Genomic DNA, 20,359 nt, shown 5'->3' on the forward strand with positions numbered 1-20,359 from the left:
ATTTATGGCAGCAGCTACATTCAGTCCCGCCAACGGTGAATCCTCAGGCGATTCCCGCCCGGACTCCATTGAAAAAGTGGTGCACATCAACCGATGCGCCAAGGTCGTTAAAGGTGGTCGTCGTTTCAGTTTCTCCGCACTCGTTGTCGCTGGTGACCAGCAGGGCAAAGTCGGCTGGGGCTTCGGCAAGGCTAACGAAGTCGCTGACGCGATCAAGAAGGCTACCGAATCTTCACGCAAGAACATGAGCCGCGTGCACCTGAACAACAACACGATTCCTCATGAAGTGATCGGTGAGCACGGTGGCGGTCGCATCATGTTGAAGCCTGCAACTCCTGGTACTGGCATCATTGCTGGTGGTGGTGCACGTGCAGTGCTTGAAGCAGCAGGTGTCAAAGACGTCATTGGTAAGTCGCTGGGTTCCAGCAACCATGCCAACGTCGTCAAGGCAACTTTGGCTGCTTTGAGCGCCCTTCGCCCGAGAGACGAAATCTTCCGCGCTCGCGGTAAAGAGATCAAAGAGAAGAAAGCTCTCTAATTGATCCCCAAGTTCAAAGTTTAATTTTCAAATCAGTATGCAACTCCAAGACGTCAAACCTCGCCCAGGGGCGAAAAAGCGCCGCAAGCGCATCGGTTGCGGTGAAAGCTCCGGCCACGGCAAGACTTCCTGTAAAGGACACAAAGGTCAGAAAGCCCGCGCAGGTGCTGGTATCCGTCCAGGCTTTGAAGGTGGTCAGATGCCACTTCACCGTCGTCTCCCCAAGAAGGGGTTCAGCAATGTTCAGTTCCGCGACGTCTATGAAGTCGTGAACGTGAGCGCTCTGAATGCCTTCGAAGACGGCACGGTGATCAATGAAGTTCTGCTTCGTGAGAACAACATCGTCAACCGCAACTGCGATGCGATCAAGATCCTGGGTTCTGGTGACCTCAGCCGCAAGCTGACCATCGAAATCAAGAATGTCAGCGCCTCGGCCCGCGAGAAGATCGAGAAGGCTGGCGGCACAGTCGCAGCCTGATCATTTCAGATCTAACTCAACCCGTCAGCGGGCCAGTCACCAATCAACCTTTCCGGTTGTTAGATGGCTAGGCCCGCTTTCTTATACTCCCCTTTCTCATGATTTCTGCTTTTGCCAACAGCTTCAAAGTCCCTGACCTGCGTTCCCGAATTCTGTTCACGCTGGCGATGATCGTCATCGTCCGCATCGGTGCTTCCATCACCCTTCCGGGCGTGGATGTCACCGTGCTCGACGAGTGGATCAAGACCCGCACGGCGGACGCCGGCTCCGGAGCTGCTCAGGTGGCTGCGCTGTTGAACGTTTTTAGCGGTGGTGGCCTGCAAAACTGTGCCATTTTCGCCCTCGGCATTATGCCCTACATCAGCGCTTCCATTATGCTACAGCTCCTCACCGCCGTGGTGCCGAGACTCAGCAAGTTGGCCCGTGAAGATGGTGGTCGGCAGAAAATCACCCAATATACGCGCATCGCGACCATCGTCCTTTGCCTTTTCCAGGGTTACCTGCTAGCTCAGTCCTTGCAGAATCCTGGTCAGAACATCTTCCTGGGTGGTCTGAATGAAACCATCGAGCGTCTTCAGCGTCCTTTGGTGCCAGATTTTAGTTTTTGGGGCTTTGTGGTTCCTTCCGTGATTACCATCACTGCAGGCACCATGCTGATGATGTGGCTTGGCGAAATGATCACCGATCGCGGCATTGGCAACGGTGTTTCCCTACTGATCTGTGTGAACATCGTCTCCGACCTTCCGGGGGCCATGGTGCAGGTGTGGCAGACTTATGTTGGTAACGTGGATGGTGACATGAGCAAGCCAGCGACGCTGGTCCTTCTCCTGGCCTTCATGATTATCGTCATCGCAGGTGTCATTGCTTTGACCCAAGCCACCCGACGAATTGTCATCCAGTACGCCAAGCGTGTGGTCGGTCGTAAGGTCTATGGCGGTCAGACTCAGTATCTGCCCCTGAAAATCAATTATTCTGGGGTGATGCCGATCATCTTTGCCCAGGCCATCTTGCTTTTCCCTTCTTCCATCATCGCTTCCATGTTCCCAGATGTGGGCTGGGTGCAGCGTTTCTCCCAGGCTATTGCTTCTGGCTGGATCTATTATGGTCTTTCCGCCGCGTTGATCTTTTTCTTCAGCTACTTCTGGGTCGCCACCATGTTTCAGCCCACGCAGATCTCTGAAGACCTGAAAAAGAGTGGTGGTTATATCCCTGGCATTCGCCCAGGCAAGCCAACGGCCGACTTCCTCGATTTCACGATGAGCCGCCTCACTTTTGCAGGTGCCATCTTCCTCACCGCTCTTTATGTGATGCCTGGTGTGATCAGTGCCCTCCTTGGCATTGCCCCGCAGACCGCTCAGTTCTTTGGCGGTACCAGCCTCCTCATCCTTGTTGGCGTGGTTCTTGACGTCATGCGTCAGATCGAAACCCACCTGCTCAAGAGCCATTATGACGGTTTCCTTAAAAAGGGACGTATCCGTGGCCGTTTTGACCGCACGCAGCAGACGGGTGAAGTGGCCAATCCGACCACCGTTGCTGTCCTGTGGACTGGTATCGCTTTGATCACCCTTTTGGGCGTGGCTTGGCTGATCTACAACAAAGGCATGTGATCTGATTCATGGGACTTCTCAGCAGCAACAACAAAATTCCGATTCGTCACGGTGCCCAGCAGCAGGGGATCCGTGAGGCTTGTCAGATGGCCCGTGACGTTCTGCTTAAAACGGCGGCTCAGGCCCATGTTGGAGTTACCACGGGAGAAGTGGACCGCTATGCGGCTGCTGAAATGAAGGCCCGAGGCTGCAAAAGTGCCTTTCTCGGTTATCGAGGGTTCCCGGGTAATATCTGCATTTCCATCAATGAAGAGATCATTCATGGTATTGGCGGCCCTCGTGTGATCCAGGATGGAGACGTCGTGAAAATTGATGTCGGAATCGAGTACAATGGCTGGATCGGCGACAATGCCCTGACTGTTCCCGTCGGTAATGTGGCCAAGGAAACCCTGCATCTTTTGGCTGCCACTGAAGAGTCCCTTCACATTGCGGCCAACCATGCACGGGATGGCTGGATGCTCGGTGATCTTTGCGCCTCGGTTGAAGAGCACGTGATCCAGTATGGCTATTCGGTCGTGCGAGAATTTGTAGGACACGGCGTGGGTCGGAAGTTGCACGAAAAACCCGAGGTTCCGAATTACGGAGTCAAAGGAGAGCGTCCGCGTTTGAAAGCTGGCATGACACTCGCGATCGAACCTATGGTCAACATGGGAACGGGTAAGACGCGGGTTCTCGCTGACAAATGGACTGCCATCACCCAGGATCGTAAACCGAGCTCGCATTATGAGCACGTGGTGTTGGTCACGGAAGGCGAGCCGGAGTTGTTAACCTTCCGTAAACGCATGTTCCCCAAGGGAGTCAATGATTTGACACCTTTGCCGGTGAGTGAGTTGTTTTGAGCTTAATCACAAGTTTGATGAAAAGGGTGCCTCTGAAAAGTGGCACCCTTTTTGTTGTTAGTTATTCACTTTGGCTTTCATGATCATTGTAGCCTGATGTGCGGAGGGAGAAGGGCAGGGGAGATCTCATCAAAAACAGCCATGTGATTATTGAGGAAGATATCTGGCCTTCTGATTGTAAGTCTTGGCGCTATTTCGAATACCCAGTGGCGATTGACAAAGACCTTTGTTCGGTAGCTTTCAGGATCATGCTGGCGACGCCATCCGTGGGTGGTTTTCACGCCGAGAATCAACCAGCCACCTCAACTCAGAATCAAATTCATCCCGGATTATGCAATGGACTAGATGAAGGGGCGGCAGGCTTCGATATGGTGGATGATGCAGTCCAGCTAGGGTGCTTTTTGCGATGCAGTGAGAGCTTGATCACTCGTTTGCCCGCGTAATGGTCCAACCATCCGTCTGTTGCAAAGCAATAAGATCTCAGCGTTGCCAAGGTCGCTAGGTTGTGACTTTTAAGACCCAAATACCGAAACAGGCTCAGTAGGTTATAAGCCGCCATGATGAAGTGGAAGGAGGCTTTCGTTGCACAAAAGTCCTGCAGGCAAAACGTCTTTAGCCGAAGTCCTGCTTGAGCGCCTTGATCCGTTTTTCATAGTCCGCGCGGTTATTGTAAATGTTCCAAATCTGCTTGAGCGCCAGATCGAAATTGGTCACATACAGGCTGAACCGATAGTCGGGCAGGTCCTCAAAGAGTCACTTGCCCCTGGCCTGCGGATGGCGGCTTATCTGTTTGTGCACGACGATGTGCCGACGCGCCTTGGCCTTGGGATCGGCAGGCTGGTGCCGCCATACTTTAACCGCGATGTCGGGGTAGACTTCCACCCCATCCTTCATTCCGTAAATCTTGTTCTTCCGTTTGGCGTAAGTTCGCGCGGCGACGATGCAGTTATGGCTCCGTTCTTCCAGGACGCTGTGTATTTTTGGTGTAAAAGCCGCTATCACCACGCATCAGAACCACTTCACCCCGCCATTGCCTCATCAATGATCTCGCGCATGAAGTCCATGCAGCTTTAGCACGCCGCCATGTTGCCCGGCCACAGCTTCAGCCTGGTTCATTTCATCTTCTTCTGCGAGGGGACTTTACTTATCCAGCAGACCCTGGAGGCTTCCTAAGCCCGATGCGATGCCCCGCTGCCAGTCGGTCTTCGATTTCGGCTAGCCGGCATGCTGTTTCTTCAGTGGTTCTCTGGGCTCATGGATTCGATGGGTTTGAAATCCGACAATCGCTTAGACGAATCCATTCCTTAGAGTCTCTGTTAGGGAGTCTCTTCTGTGTTAATCCGTTGTTTATGAAGTCGCGAAAAAGGACGGAAAGCAAGAATATCAGTTTCTTTGAACATTAATTTTTCTCAAGTTTCTAAATTTTAGAGTGCCATTAGCCCTTCTTTATCAACGACACAAGGAGCAGGTGATTCTTGAAAATGAACTGGATTAAGGCGCAATTGTGGTGGGTTTCGCATATTTGACAGTCATAATTATTTTCAAGATCGCTAAAATCTGCAAAAATAGGCTTGCCGTCATGGTAATTATATAGCAACTTCGACTCAATTCTGATTTTGCTCAATTGCTCGCAATGACTTCGAGCAATCTTCATTTTTATCACAACACTTTTTATGGCTGAACTATCCTCCCCCGAACTCATGACGGTGAAAGAGACCGCTGAGTATCTGCGCATCCCTCTTCCTACGGTGTACTATCTCGTCCAGCGCGGCCAGTTGCCTGCTGTCCAGATTGGTGGCCGCTGGCGCATTAAGCGCAGTCTGCTTGATCGTGATGTGCTTCGTAAGGAAGATGAGTCAGGCCAGCCCACTGTCATGGTTGTGGACGATGATCCCGCATTGCAGGCCCTCTTTAAGCAGTTCCTCAAGAAAGCTGGCTTTGGACGCCTCGTTGTAGGTACGGGTGCAGAGGCCATCAGCATGGCGAAAAAGCAGCGCTTTGACTTTGTCTTCCTTGATTTGAAACTTCCTGACGTGCCTGGAGACGAGGTGTATTCCCAGTTGAAGGAAATGTATCCAGATCTGCCTATTGTGGTTATCACGGGTTATCCGGACAGCGAAATCCTGAGCAGGATTCTTTCCCATGGCCCTGTGACCGTGATCAAGAAGCCGATCGAATACGATCAGCTTAACAAGGCGGTGAAGCAGCTCGGCCACAAGGGTGCCGAAGTCTGATCGCCCTTATTGATGACCTGTGGAGCCGTCTTGCATCAATGGATGCGAAAGACCTCCACAGGGGCTGATATACCTTTCAATTGTGTGGCTGGGAGTGCTGACATGATGGTGTCGGGAGCAAGTTCCCGGGCGGTATCCGCATCCACCACGATTTCTCCTGCCTGGGCAATGCTGCAGAGGCGGGACGCCAGGTTCACCCGGTGGCCAATGACAGTGTAGCTCAGGCGTTGGTCGGATCCCATGCAGCCGGCTACGACATTTCCGGTGGCGATGCCAATGCCAATCTCCAGAGGGTGTCGGCAATTTTGATTGAGGCTGTGCCGTGCATCGAGCATCTCCTTTGCGCATGCCACGGCCCGTTGGGCATCATTTCCGGTGGTGATGGGCGCACCAAAAAGGACCATGATGAGGTCCCCCACAAACTTGTCCACGATGCCGCCGTGATCATAAGCCACCTGCGTGAGCAGGGTCATGTGTTCATTGAGCAGCTCAATGACCTCATGCGGGGGCATTTTTTCAGTCAGAGCAGTAAAGCCACGGATATCGCAAAACAGCATGGCTACGTCTCGCAGCTCTCCGCCCAGGGCTTCGCGGTTTTCGATCAGTCTTTCCGCTACGGTGCGATCAGCGACGGCGTTCAGGATGCTGCGGTATTTTTCCTGGAGGGCCAATCCAGCGGCCATTTCGTTAAAAGCGTGTGCCAAGTGGCCCACCTCATCCCGCGTCACTGGCACGCGGATGTCATAATTGCCGCGCTGGATCTCTTGTGCGGCTGTCACCAGGTTACGGATAGGGCCGGAAAGGTTACGAGAAATCAGCATTACCAGGGCCAATGCCACCAGGAGTGCGATGATCGTGAGGCTGACGGCGCTACGCCGGAGGTCGTGGATCTCATAGTGCAAGGCAGCCAGCGAATAGAGGTTTACTTGCACTGCCTGAGGGAAGGGGCTTCCAGGATTTAGCACCCTGTAGATGAGCCGATGCGGGGCATTCCCAATGGGCAGCAGGATTTCCTGATTGTCCTGGCCTGTGCGACCGAGCGATTCGGCAATAGCTTTTTCAATGACCTCCTTTTGGTTTTCCGGCACGGAGGTGGAGACCAGCTTTCCCTCGATAAAAATGCCGCCCATGATCTCGCCGTAGTCACTGCGGCGCGTCTGTTCATACAATACTCGGTCGGCGATGGCGGGAAGGGGGAGCCCAAAGACAAGGCCTCCCAGAAAGGTGCCGTCCTGGGGATCCCTTACCGGGGTGATGAAGACCTCGCGCACCTGCTCTCCCCGACGTTCACCCGCTTCGACCAGGAGGTAACCCACCTCTTGCTGATTGAGTATCTCTTCAAACTTGTGATCGCTCAGCCAGGGGATTTTGTCGGAGTTGCGGCGAATTTGCATCGTCTCTACGGACTGCCCTGGAAAGACTGTCACCGCACTGCCGCTGCGTGGCCGCTGATTCATGACAAATTGCCCTTCCGCATTGATCAGGGCGATGAAGGGGGCTGATTGGCCTCCGTTTGGGGGCCGCTGCGGCTCTCCCCGAGGGTTACGCTGCCTGTCATCCCTATTTTCTCCGGGCGGGGGCGATAGCCGGCCCAGGTTGGTGAATTCATTCTGCAGCCGCTCCTGGGCCAGAGATTCCAGGGCGGGTCGCAGATCTCGCCCCGCTTTGGCAAAGTCGCCCTCTTTCATGGCCTGGATCACCTCTGGCTTTTGGGCCATGCGCTCCAGGACGGTGGAAAGGGCGTTGAAGCGGCGGGCCTTGGCCAGCGTCACGGCCGTGATCTGGCTCTCGAACTGCTCCTCAAACAATCGCTGGTAGGTCGCGCTGAACTTCCATTCCGCCAGCATCAGCGCCCCCGTCGTCACTCCTGCGACGACGGGAAAGATCGTCAGGATGAGCTTGGCGCGAAAGCTGGAGAGAAGTTTCATCGGGCAGCACCCTGGATGGTGCTGCAAGGTTTAACTCCGTGTCGAGCCGAAAGCTGCGCAGGAGATGCGAACTGTCTCGTATCGGGCCACTATTTCTTCACGCGCTTCATTTGAAAACTGCCTTCGTCCAGGGCGCACTCATAGGTGGCATGGAACTCATCGCCTTTCACGGTTCCCTGGTAGGTGTACAGTCCACCCGCCCAGCCTGGCATTCGGTGCTGGCCCTCAAACTGGAAATTCTCCGCTCCTTTGCCTGGCTTTACCCGGTGATCCACCCGGTAGGCCCCGCTGAGAAAGCCCGCCCAGGTCGCGTGATAATGGAAGGCATGGTCGCCTTCCTCGTTTTTGACCGGGCCGATGACGCTGCGCAGGCGGCCGTGATGCCCGTTGGATTCACTTTTCCAACTGCCTTCCCAGGCTCCTTCGATGCCTGGCTGCGGGCCGCTTTTCAGGGCCGCTTTCCACTCACGCTGAAAGCCGAGAGTGCAGGAACTGAGCAATGCGCTGAAACACAGGAGAAAAAGCAGTCGAGTCGCCATGTTGGAGGAACGCTCCAAACATGGCTTTTTCAGCAGTCAATTTTGACGGTGAATCAGACCCCGGCCACCACACGCACTTGCTCAGGGGTAATCCCGCGCAGTTGGAAAACACGCAGCAAGGTGTCTTCGATGAGGTTGTTCGGGCAGGAGGCACCGGCTGTGATGCCGATGATCACGGGGCCGTCTTCCGCCAGTTTGTTGGAGTAGCTGGTCTTTTCTGCCTTCAGATGCAGGTCAAAGTGGACGATCTGCTCCAGCGAGGTCAGGCACTCGGCCGTGCGGATGAAAAAGGTGGGAAGCTGCTGCTCGCCGATTTCCACCAGGTGGGTGGTGTTGGAGCTGTTGTAGCCGCCTACGACCAACAGCACATCCAGAGGCTGCTGGAGCAGGAGAAAGAGGGAGTCTTGGCGTTCCTGGGTGGCACCGCAGATGGTATCAAACACCTGGAAATTCTTTTGCGAGGATTCAGGGCCGTCACGGTCTTCGATGGCTTTTTGCAGGCGGCGCTGGATTTCTTCGGTCTCGGACTTCAGCATCGTGGTCTGGTTGGCCACGCCGATACGCTGCAGGTGCAGGTCGGGATCGAATCCTTCAGACAGGGCGCTTGCTCCTTTGAAGCGTTCCAGGAAGGTGGCCTTGTCTCCGCCGCTGCGGATGTAATCACAGACGAAGTCCACGTCTGAAAGGGTTAGCACCACGAGGTAGTGGCCATTGCCTTGGTCGCCCAGCGCACGGGAGGAGGTGGCGCGGGTTTCCTCATGGCTGGCCTTGCCATGGATGATGGAGGTGAAGTCGTTCTTGGCGTAGTTGCGTACGCGTTTCCACACGCTCATTACATCGCCACAGGTGGTATCCACCACCATGCAGCCGCGTTCGGCGATGATTTTCATCAGCTTCGTCTCCGCGCCAAAGGCCGGCACGATGACGACGTCATCACTGTTCAGTTTGGCCAATTCTTCCTCATGCTCACTGACCGGGATGCTGACGATTCCCATCTCGGTCAGTTGGCGGTTCACCTCGGGATTGTGAATGATTTCCCCGAGGAGAAAAACGCGCCGGTCGGCAAAGACGCGGCGCGCAGCATAGGCGAGGTCAATCGCCCTCTCCACTCCATAGCAAAACCCGAAATCACGGGCCAGACGGACCGTTGTATTGCCGATCTGGATGACGCTGCCCTGGGCGCGGATCGCCTCGACCAGGGTGCTGCGATAGTGAGTCTCCACCTCGGCCTGCACACGTTCCATGACTTCCGGCGTGCGTACGTTGACACGGCGGGCGGCGGGAGCTGAGGGGACGGCGGACATCGGTGGAGACGGGATCGGGGCAAGGAAGCGGGAAGGAGATGCAGTGAGCTTAGTAGGTGTAGATTTTGCCTTTCTTGGCATCATCAAACACCTGCTGGCTCAGCATGTAGTTCATCGGCGGGTCAGCCAGGGTGGAGTCATCCAGCACAGGCAGGGTCTTGCCGATGGTGGCGTCTTCAGGATGGCTGGAGGCGATGATCAGAGGGGCACCCTGGGGGACCATGGAGAAGATTTTCTGGGCGGACTTGATGGGCAGGCGCACGCAGCCGTGGGTGCAAGGGTAGGGTTTCACCCAGCCCCAGTGCATGCCGTAGGCGGTCTTGAACTCCATCCAGAAGCTCATCGGGTAACCAGCGCCTGGGCTGCTCTGGCGGCGGCGGTTGGCCTGCTTGCTGTAGATGCGGAAAGTGCCATGTGGCGTGGGGGTGCTCGCCGTGCCGACGGAGCAAGGGGTGGCCAGCAGAACTTCATTGCCCTGCATGACGTACACGCGCTGGGCGCCGGTGCTCAGCTTCACCTTCACGGCGGAAGGATTGGTGACGGCCTTGGCGGGCGGGTCAAAGCTGGTGGAGAAATTGCCGCGCTTCTTGGTGGCGCAACTGCTCATGGTGGCGGCGACCGCAACAAGGGCGATGGCCTGGAGGAGACGACGAGGGGTATTGGCTTTCATGCAGGGGAAATGGTTAGCATGCTCTGGCCGCGTCTCCACTCGTTTTTATTGTCGAGAAAATCTCAGTATTCTTGACGACTGGTTGCGTTTAGTAGCAGCATCCCCCGCCGCATTCATGAAAACTCTGTTCTCCGCCCTTACTTTTTTTGTCATTGGCACCCTTGCGGCCCAGGAGGTGGCCAAAGAAGCCCCGGCCAAGGTAGAATGGGTGCTGTTTGACGGCACCTCCCTCAAGGATTGGGAGGTCGTGGACATGGGCGGCAGCGGCGAGGTGACCATGGAAGGCGGCCAGATGATCATCAATCAGGGCGAGAGCCTCAGTGGCGTGGTGTATAAAAAGATCGAGGAATTACCCCTTAGCCATTATGAAATCACCCTTCAGGCCAAGCGTCTGCAGGGCGTGGACTTCTTCTGCGGGCTTACCTTTCCTATTGGTGATGTAAAAAAGTGCGCCACGCTTGTTTGCGGCGGCTGGGGCGGCAGCGTGACCGGCATCAGCAGCATTGATGGCCTGGATGCTGCCAACAATGCCACGGGCACCTATCAGCGTTATGAAGATGACAAATGGTACACCATCCGCCTGCGTGTGACTCCGGACAATCTCAGCGCCTGGGTGGATGACAAGCAGGTGGTGGATCAGGATATCAAAGGCCGCAAAGTCGCCCTGCGCGAGGGGCCTATTGATGCCTATGCCCCACTGTCACTGACGACCTTCAACACCATGGCGGCGATCAAAAGCGTGCGTTTCAAGGTGCTTACTCCGGCCAAGTAGCCGAACCAGGATGGTAAAGAGACCCTCTTTCGGCACGTCGCTTCCGCAGCAGTTCACACCATCTCATTGCGGTAGGCCGCCGGGGATGTGTTGCGGTATTGCCGCATCATCCGGCTCAAATAGTGGCGGTTGATCAGACCACACTGTTCCGCGATTTCGTCAATGCTGGTATCGCCGTGTCTCAGAAGGCGGCAGGCTTCATCCAGCCGGTAATCCAGCAGAACGCGCATGGGGGCCTGTTGAAGTTCCTGCTGAAAGAGATGGTTCAGATTTCGCACACTCAGCCCCGCGTATTTGGCGATTTGTTCTGCCGTTAGCTTCAGGCTCAGGTGGGTGTTCATGAATTCCATCGCCGTCAGCACACGGGCATCCAGCCGCTGCTGCTCCCAGACGCTGTCGGGCAGGCATTGCACAGCCTCCGCCACCCACAGAATGGAGTGCCAGGGAAAGCGGCCTTTTTCACTTTCTGGGCGGGCCAGTTTCTGCATCAGTCGGCGCATCTCGGCAGTGATGGGAAACTGGTAGATGCCAGGGGCTGCGCGATCTGCCAGCGGCCCCAGGTTGAAATGCGCGTACCATTTGGCGAAGGGCTGGTACGTGCTAGTGCTGAAGGTGGTGTGGGGCGGAATGAGGTAAACGTTGCCCGGCGCGAGGGCTGTTTCTTTCCCATCAATTTCGACGATGCCGCCCGCGATGAGTGGCCAATACAGCCGCCAGTAGGGATCGTGAAACCGCCGCAGTTCCCACTGCTCCAGCTCGATCTTCCGGGTGGTCAGGATGTCCACCGTGACACCGGGCAGGGCTACGGCGCGGTTTCCCACCACACGGTGTGCGGTGCCTGAGGGGACGAGGCTGAGAACGGGTTTTTCCACGGTGGATTGCGAAATTCGACACAAGTCTAGCCAATGGTGGCATGGATGACAAGGGCCGGATGGTTAGCATATGCGTCCTTAATTCCAACCTAACCACGACTTATGGCCGACATCAGCACCAGCGCAGCAGACAAGAAAGAGAAGGAATACTTCGCCAACATCCCTCAGGAGGCCCCGGGCTTCTTCCTCAAGGGCTCTCACCAGTATGACTGGGGTCTCAAGAACCGCCTCAGCCAGGTCTTCAATCCCAAGGACGGTCGCACCGTCATGCTCGCTTTTGACCACGGTTATTTCCAGGGCCCTACCACCGGCCTGGAGCGTGTGGACCAGACCATTCTCCCCCTGGAACCTTACGCTGACTGCTTGATGCTCACCCGCGGCATCCAGCGCAGTGTCATCCCAGCTTCTACTCGCAAAGCCATCGCCCTGCGCGCCTCCGGAGGCACCTCCATGGTCAGCCCCTTTGAGGAGTGGGAAGGCGAACTGGACGGCAAGAAGATCAAGTTTGGCCGCCCCGGCTTTGAGCCTCTCTCCAATGAGAGCACCGCGCTGAACATCGAAGAGGCCATCCGCCTCAACGCCAGCATCCTGGCCGTGCAGGTCTTCATCGGCAGCGCCTATGAGCGCCAGTCCCTGAAAAACCTGACCGACTTGGTGGATGCAGCGAGCCGTTACGGCATCGCCGTGATGGGCGTGACAGCCGTGGGCCGTGCGATGGCACGCAACGCACAGTATTTCCGTCTGGCCACGCGCATTATGGCGGAGCTGGGAGCCAACGTGGTGAAGTGCTACTACACGGAAGAAGATTTTGAAACGGTGACGAGCTGCTGCCCAGTGCCGATCGTGATTGCGGGTGGGAAGAAGCTGCCGGAGCTGGAAGCGCTGAGCATGTGCTACAACGCGATCCAGCAGGGAGCCAACGGGGTGGACATGGGCCGGAACATTTTCCAGAGCGATGCGCCGATCAGCATGATGCAGGCGGTGCGCGGGGTGGTGCATGAAGGGCTGACGCCTGAGCAGGGCTACCAAATGTACAACGACCTGAAGGCCAAGGGCACCAAGTAAGATCATCCTCATGGAACTGAAACCCAATCAAGTCCGGCTCATGATGCTACAGGTGGCGGACGCCATCATTGTGGCCGAGCCGATGCTGTCTCAGGCAGATCGCGATCTCGGTGATGGTGATCATGGCCTTGGCATGAAGCGCGGCATGGAAGCGGTGAAAGCCCAACTTGAGCCCATGGAACCTGCCAGCGTGGAGCAAGTCTTCGTCGCTACGGGCACAGCCATGATGACCAGCATGGGCGGTGCCTCCGGCGCCCTCTTTGGTACGGTTTATCGTGCTGGTGGCAAGGCTGTGACAGGCCGCGAGGTTTTGGATGCTGAAGGTCTGGCCCTATTTCTTCAAGCTGCGCTGGAAGGCGTGATGAAGCGTGGCGGTGCCAAGCCCGGTGACAAGACCATGATTGATGCCCTCGCTCCTGCGGCTGACAAAGCCAAAGAAGTCAGTGGCCAGCCTCTGGTAGAAGCTCTGACGGCCGTGGCCGCCGCGGCAGAAGCCGGTAAGGAAGCCAGCAAGGCGATGATCGCCCAGTTTGGCCGTGCCAAGACGCTCGGTGAAGCCTGCATCGGGTTTCCCGACGCTGGTGCTCTCTCTGTGACCATCATGCTGCAGACGATGCTGGCTTTTGTGAAAGCTGACTAACTGAAAGTGTTTCCAGGTTAAATCTGGATTTCATCAAACGTGGAGCTGGGAAACCGGCTCCACGTTTTTTATGGGCGCTATTCAACGACTCTCAGGGGAGCGTCACCTGCAGTCGCATGAACTGCCGTTTGGGAAACAAGGCGCGTGGCACGGAGGCTGTTGTGCTGGGGCCGAGGAGTCCCTGGTCCACACCGTTTCGAGTCCAGATCACCAAGTTGGGGCTTTGCTCGGCAGCATAGAAAAGATCTGTGCGAAGCCGCACGTAATCCATTTGCAGCCGGTCTTCTGTGAGGCGGACTTTGGGCAACTGCATGACGGATGATTCTTGCGGGTCCAGGCCCAAGGCATATTCGAGGAGCAGGGGAATGCCGTCTTTATCGGAATCCCAGTCATCGGGGACTTCATCGGAGAAGCCCTCCGCCGCCTTCCAGGCTGCATATTGCCCGTACTCATAGACACCGATGTCGGGTTTCGCGCCCAATGGCCGGGAGGTGCCCAGGATGTCTGTGGGGACATTGGCAAGAACGGTGCCCGCATCAATCAAGGGCGATCCCGCCTTGAGCCGATAATCATGGCTGGCCGGATCCACCACCACATTGATGAGCATGACGTTAGGCCGTGAGTTGGGCTCATGTCCAGAGGCGCGCCAAGTCTCCATGGAAATACGCGTGGCTTCTCCGTCTGTGGAGACAAACTGGCCGCCGCCAAAGACATTGTAATCGCTGTCTGTCCAGGCGGCATCGGTGGGCGTGTTCCATGAGTAAGGGCCTTTGGCCGTGGTGGCGTTGTAGAGCAGATTGTTACGCACCTGGATGGGGCCGATGGCATCGGTGATGCGCAGATTGTAGCGTGCAGCGGCGGGGACGATGATGGTGTTATTGAGCACCTGCATGCCTTTGGGGCCTTCGGCACCGCCACCTTTGAACAGGGCGATGCCTGTGGCCTGATTGTTATAAAATAAGTTATTCCGGATGATGCCTTCTTGCAGGCCGTCGAGGTTCATTCCGGCACCACCAATGCTGCCGTTGTTGTAAATGATGTTATTCTCAAACAGTGCGCCACTGATGATCCCATCACCGCCTTGAATGACATCGCCATTCGACCGCAGGCCGGAAGCGACGTTGTCATGCAGGCGGTTGCCCCGGACGATGGGGCGGTCGCCACTGTTGGCTACATAGATGCCGTGTTCCCGTCTGCTACCGTAGCAGTCATTGGCCTCAATGACGACATCGTCGGTGTGGCTGGTGACGATGCCCCAGTTTTCATGGTTGCCAAAAACGCCGTTTTTGACCGTGACATGGGAACCATAAACAATACGCAGGCCCGCCCGGGTCGAATTGAAGGTGCGCAGACCGTCCAAAATCAACCGGGTGCATTCCCAGATCTGGATGTTGTAGGGGTTGTTGATACCCCGATCCGTGGTGGGGGTGATGACTGCATTTCGACCAGGGGCGGTGATGGTGGTGTCTAGGTTGGCGGCACCCTTGCCGATAATATCGAATCCTTTGTAGCTGCCATCGGCGACGATCACCGTGTCGCCGGCGGTTAGAACAGTGATGGCTTTGCGGATTTCGCGGAAGGGCGATTCGATGGTGCCTGTATTCCTGTCGTTGCCCGTGGGGCTGACATGATAGACAGCCCCCTGTGCCAGCGCCCATCCGAAGAGAAGGGGAATGACGCAAACGGCCAGATGGCGGCCAATGGTGGGGGAAAGAAGGATCATCAGCGGGAGGCAAGAGGGAACCGCAGCATGGCTACGGGGTGCCAAGGCCACCGTGACCAATCGTTTGACTGCAAATGCCCCCACAAAGTTCAAGCCGACTTGTCGATTTCCTGCCTCGCAGGGATTTGGACAGAGTGTGTTTCTCTTATGTTACTGTAACAGAAGACGCCTGATTGTAATTGCCCTCGGTTCGCGTTTATGAGAGGCTTGGAAGAACCAACCCCGTTTTGTTACACATGATGTTACGTCGTACTTTGTTAGCCGCCCTGGCGGCCACTGCTCTTTCCACTCACGCCCAGCAGGTCTGGGTGGAGGCGGAGTCCTTTGCCAACCCTGGTGGCTGGATGCTCGACACCCAGTTCATTGACATCATGGGTTCGCCATACCTGCTTGCGCATGGCATGGGCACTCCTGTCAAAAACGCCGAAACCGATGTCACCGTGGCGGAGCCCGGCAGCTACAAGGTTTGGGTGCGCACGAAAAACTGGGTCGGCCCCTGGGATGCTCCCGGAGCTCCCGGTAAGTTCCAGGTCAGCGTGAACGGCAAAACCCTGGACAAAGTGCTTGGCACTGAAGGCAAGGACTGGTTGTGGCAGGAAGCTGGAAGCGTAGAACTGAAGGGCACAGCAAAGATCGCCCTGGTGGACAACACCGGCTTTGACGGTCGTGTGGATGCCATCGTCCTCAGCAAGGATGCGTCCTTTACGCCGCCTGCGGATTTTGCAGCGACCAATGCTCTGCGCAAAAAGTTGTTAGGCCTGCCTGCTGAGGCTCCTGAGACTGAGGAGTATGACCTTGTCGTCGTCGGTGGTGGTTACTCGGGCATGGGCGCTGCTCTTTCCGGGGCACGCCAGGGCTTGAAGGTCGCCTTCATTCAGAATCGTCCCGTCCTGGGCGGCAACGGCTCCAGCGAAGTGCAGGTCTGGGCCATGGGCGGCACCCGCCGTGGTCTGTATCCGCACCTGGGCGAGATCGTGGAAGAATTCGCGGATCGCGCCAGCAACAGCCCTGCGGCGACCCCTGAGGAATTCAATGACAAGCTCAAAGAAGAAGTCGTGAAGGCCGAGAAGACCATTGATCTCTTTCTCAACACGCATGTCTATGCCGTGGAGATGGAAAAGGGCGCTGACAAGAAAATCCGCAGCGTCACGGGCCTGGATACCAAGACGGGCAAGGAGACTCGTTTCCGTGGCAAGTTCTTCAGTGATTGCACCGGTCATGGTAGCGTGGGTTTCCTCGCAGGAGCCACCATTCTCCAAGAGGAAAAAGGCCGCATGGGCATGAGCAACATGTGGGTGCTGAAAAAATCGGCCAATGCCAAAGCTTGGCCAGAAACCCCCTGGGCACTGGATCTGAAGCTGGAAGATTTCCCGGCTCCCAAGGTGATGGAACCTGCCGGTATCAAGAACAAGGCGAACATGACCGGTTATGACCTGGGCTACACCCCCGTGGAAAACTCCGAGGACTATCTGCATGGCGAATGGTTCTGGGAGAGTGGTTTTGACCAGGACCCGATTGATGGCCTGGAGCGCATCCGTGACTGGAACTTCCGCGCCGTTTACGGGGCTGTGACTGCCTTGAAGAAGTTGGCTCCTGAGAAATACAAGGACTATGACATGCAGTGGCTGGCCTATGTGGGTGGCACGCGTGAATCCCGCCGCATCGTCGGTGATCTCATCCTTCCAGGTGAAGACATGGTGAAGGGGATCGTCCATCCCGATGCCTGCGTGCCCACGACTTGGGACCAGGACCTGCACTATCCGAAAGAGCAGTATGCCGTGAAGTTTCCTGAGAATCCCTTCATTTCCCGCGCCCAGTTCGGCAAGCACACTGACCGCAAAAATGGTTATCCAGTTCCTTACCGCTGCCTTTATTCCAAGGACATCGGCAACCTGTTCATGGCTGGCCGCAACATCAGTGTGGACCGTTATGCCCTGGGTAGCACCCGCGTGATGCGCACCTGCGGCATGTTCGGCGAAGTGGTCGGCAAGGCCGCCTGGATCAGCGTCCGCCATCACACCACCCCGCGTGGCGTCTATGAGCAGTATCTGGACATCTTGAAGGACCTCATGAGCCAGCCCGGTGCGATGCGCCGCGACAGTCTGGAAGGTCCGCTTTATCTGCCTGCCAATGCCAAGAAGCTACCTGAGATCGTCAATGAAACGCTGGATCCCAAAAAGCTGGAAGGTCTGGTCATTGATGATGAAGATGCCGAACTGACGGGCAAGTGGACCAAGGGTGAAGGCCTGAAGCCTTTTGTGGGCGACCACTACAGCTATGGCCAGGACAAAGGTGCCAGCGCCAAGTTCTCCTTTGCCGTCAAAGAAAGCGGCGACTACGAAGTGCGCGTTTACTGGCAGCCCCATGAAAACCGTGGCAAGTCTGTCCCCGTCACCGTGCTGAGTGCCGATGGCGAGAAGACCGTGCCAGTGGACCAGACGAAGCCTGCCAATGGCAAGCAGGGAGCTCATACGATCGGCACCTTCAAGTTCAATGCAGGTGAAGAGGCCGCTGTGATCATTCGCACCGAAGGTGCCAAGGGCAACGTGCACCTGGATGCTGTGCAGGTGGTGAAGAAGTAGTTCTTTGGATTTATTCAAAAGGCCGATTCCTTGCGGAATCGGCCTTTTTTGTGTCTTTGGGAATCGGCTTTGCCAATTGCTGGTTAGGCCAGCAGCGGCGGGTGCATCTCAAAGCGGGGGATGCGCGCGCAGACAGGGCGGCCTTGAGTCGTGGTGCCAAAGAAGGAACCCGTGGCTGTGCTTTCGGCCTTGATCACGTGATAGGAATTGTAGCTGAAGGTCTGGCCGGGCTCCAGTTTTGGGAACTGGCCTACCACACCATCACCTTCCACCACGAGGGTGTCGCCATCGGTGTCGCGGACGATCCACTTGCGTCCAAAGATGTTCACCGTCTCCTGAGAGTCGTTGTGAATGGAGACGTGATACACGAACGGGTGGGGCCGGTCGGGCGGCGCGGGCCGCGTCGGATCATACTGCACCTCGTCTACCGTGACGGAGAGTCCTGTGAGATGCTCGAAGCTAACGTTCATTATCTCGCAGAATAGCGGCAAAGGGGCCGGGGGTCAAGGAATGGCCATTTCTCCCTCGGTCGGCCCGGAGGTGCACGGTGGCAGCGGGAGCTGCCATCGTGCCGGCGATGACACTTACTTGGTGCCCTTGGCCTTCAGGTCGTTGTACATTTGGTAGCCCTGTTCAGGCGTCAGCCCTTCATGCACCACCCCGCGCACTGCCTGCATCATGCTGATCGGCGCATCGCTCTGGAAAATGTTCCGTCCCATATCCACCCCGTTGGCTCCCTGCTGGATCGCGTTGTAGCACATGCTCAGCGCTTCCAGCTCCGGCAGCTTCTTCCCACCGGCAATCACGATCGGCACCGGGCAGCAGCTCGTCACCGTTTCAAAGTCTTCTTCCGTGTAGTAGCACTTCACCACGTTGGCTCCCAGCTCCGCCATGATGCGCGTGGCCAGACGGAAATACTGGGCGTTGCGTGCCATTGCACGACCCACGGCCGTCACCCCCATCACGGCGATGCCGTAACGGCTCGCTGCATCCACCAGATCGGTCAGGTTTTTCAGGGACTGGCGCTCATAGGCGCTGCCGATGAAGACCTGCACGGCCAGGATGCTGGCGTTAAGGCGGATGGCCTCTTCGATGTTCAGCGCGGTGCTCTCATTGGAAAGAGGCTCAAAGCCGGGGCGGCCAAACTTGATCTTCTTGCCGTCCAGTTCGCCTTCCCACTCTTCAAAGGGGCTGACCATGGAGGTGCCGCCGGAGGCGCGCAGGGCGATGGCTTTGCGAGTGGAGGCTGGGATGACACTGCGCTGGATACCACGTGTGAGCATCAAACAATCAGCGTAGGGCTCCAGGGGGAGAATGGTCTGGTCCACACGCTCCAGGCCGGTGGTGGGGCCCTGGAAATAACCGTGGTCAAAAGCGAGCATGACGGTGCGACCGTCCTTGGGATTGAAGACCTGGCTGAGGCGGTTCTTGAGACCCCAGTCATACTGGTGAGAGCCCTTGAGGAAGAAGCCCGGGGCCTCCTGAGGGATGTTGGCGAAGTATTCCTTCTCTTTCTTGTCTGCTGCGCTGGTGCTGATGTCGGCCATAATGGGTAATAAGTTGGGCCCGCACAGTCGGCATGAATTGGCTGAGCGCAACCTTCAGAGCATCAAACCGAGCAGGGCTTCTCGGATTTGTGTTCGCCATTTGAAGAGGTAGGCCAGACGCGCCTGCACAGCCTGGAGTTCGGCCCAGACAGTGACATCTCCAGCGATGATGCGGGCGTCATACGGACCTAACTGGGATTCCATCTGCTGCCATGCATCCTCGATCTGTACGCCGAGTTCTTCCAAGGCTTCACGCAGACGCATTTCCTCACCTGCCAGCAAGGCTTTGGCCAGCGCCGTAGTGGCGGTTTGTTTCTTTTTGAGAAAAGCCTGTGCCGATTGCAGCAGTGGGCCGACTTTTTCAAACAGGGACATCAGGGCCGAGTCCAAAGGCACGGCACGCCAGGGAGTGTCCGAGTGACGATCAAGCAGATGCTTCAGCCTGGTAACCGGGGACTTGAGGGTCTCCAGGGCAGCATTCAAATCAGCGCTCAAAGTGGCGTCACCACCCGCTTGATCGGGGTGCGCTCTGCGGGTCGCGCTGAGGTAGGCTGATTGCAGGGTATCCTCATCCAGCGCTGCCCGGGGCGGCAGACCGAGGAGGGCAAAGGCATCAGCAGACATAGCTCGGATCAGGCCGCGAAACTTTCGCCGCAGGAGCAGGTGACGATGGCATTGGGATTGGTGACCTTGAAACCGCCCTGCTGCAGATCGTCGCTGAAATCCAGTTCGGAACCGCTGACGAAGAGGGCGCTTTTGGGATCAATCACCACCCGGACCTCGCTGGAGATCACCATGATATCACGGTTGGCTGGGCCATCCACGAGGTCCATTTTGTATTGCAAACCGGAGCATCCGCCGCCGACGACGGCCACGCGCAGCGCGCCGTTTTCAGCACGGCCCTGTTTCGTCAGCAGGCTGGTGAGCTTGCGGGCGGCATTGGGCAGTACTTTGATGAGCTTCTCGTTGCCGATCTTGTAGTTAGGGGCGGCTTGGGGAGCGGCGGTGGTAGTCATGATGC

20 protein-coding genes are annotated in these 20,359 nt (G+C 56.7%); 10 read left to right on the forward strand and 10 right to left on the reverse strand.

The window, feature by feature from the left end; translation table 11 throughout:
* The first annotated feature begins 4 nt into the window (after window positions 1-4).
* The 6 genes from rpsE (at window position 5) to ABEB25_RS03355 (ending at window position 5,696) form a co-directional block, all read left to right on the forward strand.
* Window positions 5-538, forward strand: a complete 534-nt coding sequence (rpsE, locus tag ABEB25_RS03330) for a 30S ribosomal protein S5 (RefSeq protein ID WP_345734957.1) — start codon at window positions 5-7, stop codon at window positions 536-538.
* Between the two features lie 37 nt (window positions 539-575).
* On the forward strand, window positions 576-1,016 hold the full coding sequence (gene rplO / locus ABEB25_RS03335) for a 50S ribosomal protein L15 (protein ID WP_345734958.1): 441 nt from the start codon (window positions 576-578) through the stop codon (window positions 1,014-1,016).
* A 98-nt stretch (window positions 1,017-1,114) separates the two neighbouring features.
* Window positions 1,115-2,623 carry a preprotein translocase subunit SecY gene (secY, locus tag ABEB25_RS03340; protein ID WP_345734959.1) on the forward strand — a complete coding sequence of 503 codons (1,509 nt, stop codon included), beginning with the start codon at window positions 1,115-1,117 and terminating at the stop codon, window positions 2,621-2,623.
* A gap of 8 nt (window positions 2,624-2,631) precedes the next feature.
* Window positions 2,632-3,462, forward strand: coding sequence for a type I methionyl aminopeptidase (gene map, locus ABEB25_RS03345; protein WP_345734960.1), 831 nt, complete (start codon window positions 2,632-2,634; stop codon window positions 3,460-3,462).
* 582 nt (window positions 3,463-4,044) lie between these two features.
* The gene (locus ABEB25_RS03350) at window positions 4,045-4,536 is read left to right on the forward strand and encodes a hypothetical protein (protein WP_345734961.1); all 492 of its coding nucleotides are present in this window, start codon (window positions 4,045-4,047) and stop codon (window positions 4,534-4,536) included.
* A 599-nt stretch (window positions 4,537-5,135) separates the two neighbouring features.
* The gene (locus ABEB25_RS03355; RefSeq protein WP_345734962.1) at window positions 5,136-5,696 is read left to right on the forward strand and encodes a response regulator; all 561 of its coding nucleotides are present in this window, start codon (window positions 5,136-5,138) and stop codon (window positions 5,694-5,696) included.
* A gap of 35 nt (window positions 5,697-5,731) precedes the next feature.
* Here the strand turns inward: ABEB25_RS03355 and ABEB25_RS03360 are convergent, their stop codons facing one another.
* The 4 genes from ABEB25_RS03360 to ABEB25_RS03375 form a co-directional block, all read right to left on the reverse strand.
* Window positions 5,732-7,624 (reverse strand): adenylate/guanylate cyclase domain-containing protein, encoded by a 1,893-nt coding sequence (locus tag ABEB25_RS03360; RefSeq protein WP_345734963.1) that lies wholly within the window; start codon window positions 7,622-7,624, stop codon window positions 5,732-5,734.
* 89 nt (window positions 7,625-7,713) lie between these two features.
* Entirely contained in the window at window positions 7,714-8,163 is a 450-nt protein-coding gene (locus tag ABEB25_RS03365; protein WP_345734964.1) for a hypothetical protein, read from the reverse strand.
* A 53-nt stretch (window positions 8,164-8,216) separates the two neighbouring features.
* The gene (locus ABEB25_RS03370) at window positions 8,217-9,467 is read right to left on the reverse strand and encodes a 4-hydroxy-3-methylbut-2-enyl diphosphate reductase (RefSeq protein WP_345734965.1); all 1,251 of its coding nucleotides are present in this window, start codon (window positions 9,465-9,467) and stop codon (window positions 8,217-8,219) included.
* Window positions 9,468-9,516: 49 nt separating this feature from the next.
* Window positions 9,517-10,137: a L,D-transpeptidase gene (locus ABEB25_RS03375; RefSeq protein ID WP_345734966.1), complete on the reverse strand. Its 621-nt coding sequence runs from the start codon at window positions 10,135-10,137 to the stop codon at window positions 9,517-9,519.
* A gap of 115 nt (window positions 10,138-10,252) precedes the next feature.
* Between ABEB25_RS03375 and ABEB25_RS03380 the strand changes: the two genes are divergently transcribed.
* Window positions 10,253-10,909, forward strand: a complete 657-nt coding sequence (locus ABEB25_RS03380) for a 3-keto-disaccharide hydrolase (RefSeq protein ID WP_345734967.1) — start codon at window positions 10,253-10,255, stop codon at window positions 10,907-10,909.
* Between the two features lie 53 nt (window positions 10,910-10,962).
* Here ABEB25_RS03380 and ABEB25_RS03385 read toward each other — a convergent pair whose 3' ends face one another.
* Complete coding sequence (locus ABEB25_RS03385; protein WP_345734968.1) at window positions 10,963-11,781, reverse strand: AraC family transcriptional regulator; 819 nt, start codon at window positions 11,779-11,781, stop codon at window positions 10,963-10,965.
* A 102-nt stretch (window positions 11,782-11,883) separates the two neighbouring features.
* Between ABEB25_RS03385 and ABEB25_RS03390 the strand changes: the two genes are divergently transcribed.
* Window positions 11,884-12,846 (forward strand): 3-hydroxy-5-phosphonooxypentane-2,4-dione thiolase, encoded by a 963-nt coding sequence (locus ABEB25_RS03390; protein ID WP_345734969.1) that lies wholly within the window; start codon window positions 11,884-11,886, stop codon window positions 12,844-12,846.
* Window positions 12,847-12,856: 10 nt separating this feature from the next.
* The gene (gene dhaL / locus ABEB25_RS03395) at window positions 12,857-13,486 is read left to right on the forward strand and encodes a dihydroxyacetone kinase subunit DhaL (RefSeq protein WP_345734970.1); all 630 of its coding nucleotides are present in this window, start codon (window positions 12,857-12,859) and stop codon (window positions 13,484-13,486) included.
* Window positions 13,487-13,577: 91 nt separating this feature from the next.
* Here dhaL and ABEB25_RS03400 read toward each other — a convergent pair whose 3' ends face one another.
* Window positions 13,578-15,209: a right-handed parallel beta-helix repeat-containing protein gene (locus ABEB25_RS03400; RefSeq protein WP_345734971.1), complete on the reverse strand. Its 1,632-nt coding sequence runs from the start codon at window positions 15,207-15,209 to the stop codon at window positions 13,578-13,580.
* 236 nt (window positions 15,210-15,445) lie between these two features.
* Between ABEB25_RS03400 and ABEB25_RS03405 the strand changes: the two genes are divergently transcribed.
* Entirely contained in the window at window positions 15,446-17,791 is a 2,346-nt protein-coding gene (locus ABEB25_RS03405; protein WP_345734972.1) for an FAD-dependent oxidoreductase, read from the forward strand.
* An 83-nt stretch (window positions 17,792-17,874) separates the two neighbouring features.
* Here the strand turns inward: ABEB25_RS03405 and ABEB25_RS03410 are convergent, their stop codons facing one another.
* From ABEB25_RS03410 to ABEB25_RS03425, 4 genes are all read right to left on the reverse strand, one after another.
* Window positions 17,875-18,261 (reverse strand): ApaG domain-containing protein, encoded by a 387-nt coding sequence (locus ABEB25_RS03410; protein WP_345734973.1) that lies wholly within the window; start codon window positions 18,259-18,261, stop codon window positions 17,875-17,877.
* A gap of 114 nt (window positions 18,262-18,375) precedes the next feature.
* Window positions 18,376-19,338, reverse strand: coding sequence for a 3-hydroxy-5-phosphonooxypentane-2,4-dione thiolase (locus ABEB25_RS03415; RefSeq protein ID WP_345734969.1), 963 nt, complete (start codon window positions 19,336-19,338; stop codon window positions 18,376-18,378).
* Window positions 19,339-19,392: 54 nt separating this feature from the next.
* Entirely contained in the window at window positions 19,393-19,962 is a 570-nt protein-coding gene (locus ABEB25_RS03420; RefSeq protein WP_345734974.1) for a hypothetical protein, read from the reverse strand.
* Window positions 19,963-19,970: 8 nt separating this feature from the next.
* Entirely contained in the window at window positions 19,971-20,354 is a 384-nt protein-coding gene (locus ABEB25_RS03425; RefSeq protein WP_345734975.1) for a HesB/IscA family protein, read from the reverse strand.
* Window positions 20,355-20,359 lie beyond the last annotated feature (5 nt).

It is taken from the genome of Prosthecobacter algae (assembly GCF_039542385.1).
In the GTDB taxonomy this organism is placed as follows: domain Bacteria; phylum Verrucomicrobiota; class Verrucomicrobiia; order Verrucomicrobiales; family Verrucomicrobiaceae; genus Prosthecobacter; species Prosthecobacter algae.

Bases quoted from the DNA above. Each gene is read 5' to 3' on its own strand.
- ABEB25_RS03400 (WP_345734971.1), bottom strand. From the start codon at position 15,209: ATGATCCTTCTTTCCCCCACCATTGGCCGCCATCTGGCCGTTTGCGTC.
- ABEB25_RS03390 (WP_345734969.1), top strand. From the start codon at position 11,884: ATGGCCGACATCAGCACCAGCGCAGCAGACAAGAAAGAGAAGGAATAC.
- dhaL (WP_345734970.1), top strand. From the start codon at position 12,857: ATGGAACTGAAACCCAATCAAGTCCGGCTCATGATGCTACAGGTGGCG.
- ABEB25_RS03410 (WP_345734973.1), bottom strand. From the start codon at position 18,261: ATGAACGTTAGCTTCGAGCATCTCACAGGACTCTCCGTCACGGTAGAC.
- ABEB25_RS03425 (WP_345734975.1), bottom strand. From the start codon at position 20,354: ATGACTACCACCGCCGCTCCCCAAGCCGCCCCTAACTACAAGATCGGC.
- ABEB25_RS03405 (WP_345734972.1), top strand. From the start codon at position 15,446: ATGATGTTACGTCGTACTTTGTTAGCCGCCCTGGCGGCCACTGCTCTT.
- rpsE (WP_345734957.1), top strand. From the start codon at position 5: ATGGCAGCAGCTACATTCAGTCCCGCCAACGGTGAATCCTCAGGCGAT.
- ABEB25_RS03380 (WP_345734967.1), top strand. From the start codon at position 10,253: ATGAAAACTCTGTTCTCCGCCCTTACTTTTTTTGTCATTGGCACCCTT.
- ABEB25_RS03415 (WP_345734969.1), bottom strand. From the start codon at position 19,338: ATGGCCGACATCAGCACCAGCGCAGCAGACAAGAAAGAGAAGGAATAC.
- rplO (WP_345734958.1), top strand. From the start codon at position 576: ATGCAACTCCAAGACGTCAAACCTCGCCCAGGGGCGAAAAAGCGCCGC.
- map (WP_345734960.1), top strand. From the start codon at position 2,632: ATGGGACTTCTCAGCAGCAACAACAAAATTCCGATTCGTCACGGTGCC.
- secY (WP_345734959.1), top strand. From the start codon at position 1,115: ATGATTTCTGCTTTTGCCAACAGCTTCAAAGTCCCTGACCTGCGTTCC.
- ABEB25_RS03370 (WP_345734965.1), bottom strand. From the start codon at position 9,467: ATGTCCGCCGTCCCCTCAGCTCCCGCCGCCCGCCGTGTCAACGTACGC.
- ABEB25_RS03365 (WP_345734964.1), bottom strand. From the start codon at position 8,163: ATGGCGACTCGACTGCTTTTTCTCCTGTGTTTCAGCGCATTGCTCAGT.
- ABEB25_RS03420 (WP_345734974.1), bottom strand. From the start codon at position 19,962: ATGTCTGCTGATGCCTTTGCCCTCCTCGGTCTGCCGCCCCGGGCAGCG.
- ABEB25_RS03360 (WP_345734963.1), bottom strand. From the start codon at position 7,624: ATGAAACTTCTCTCCAGCTTTCGCGCCAAGCTCATCCTGACGATCTTT.
- ABEB25_RS03375 (WP_345734966.1), bottom strand. From the start codon at position 10,137: ATGAAAGCCAATACCCCTCGTCGTCTCCTCCAGGCCATCGCCCTTGTT.
- ABEB25_RS03355 (WP_345734962.1), top strand. From the start codon at position 5,136: ATGGCTGAACTATCCTCCCCCGAACTCATGACGGTGAAAGAGACCGCT.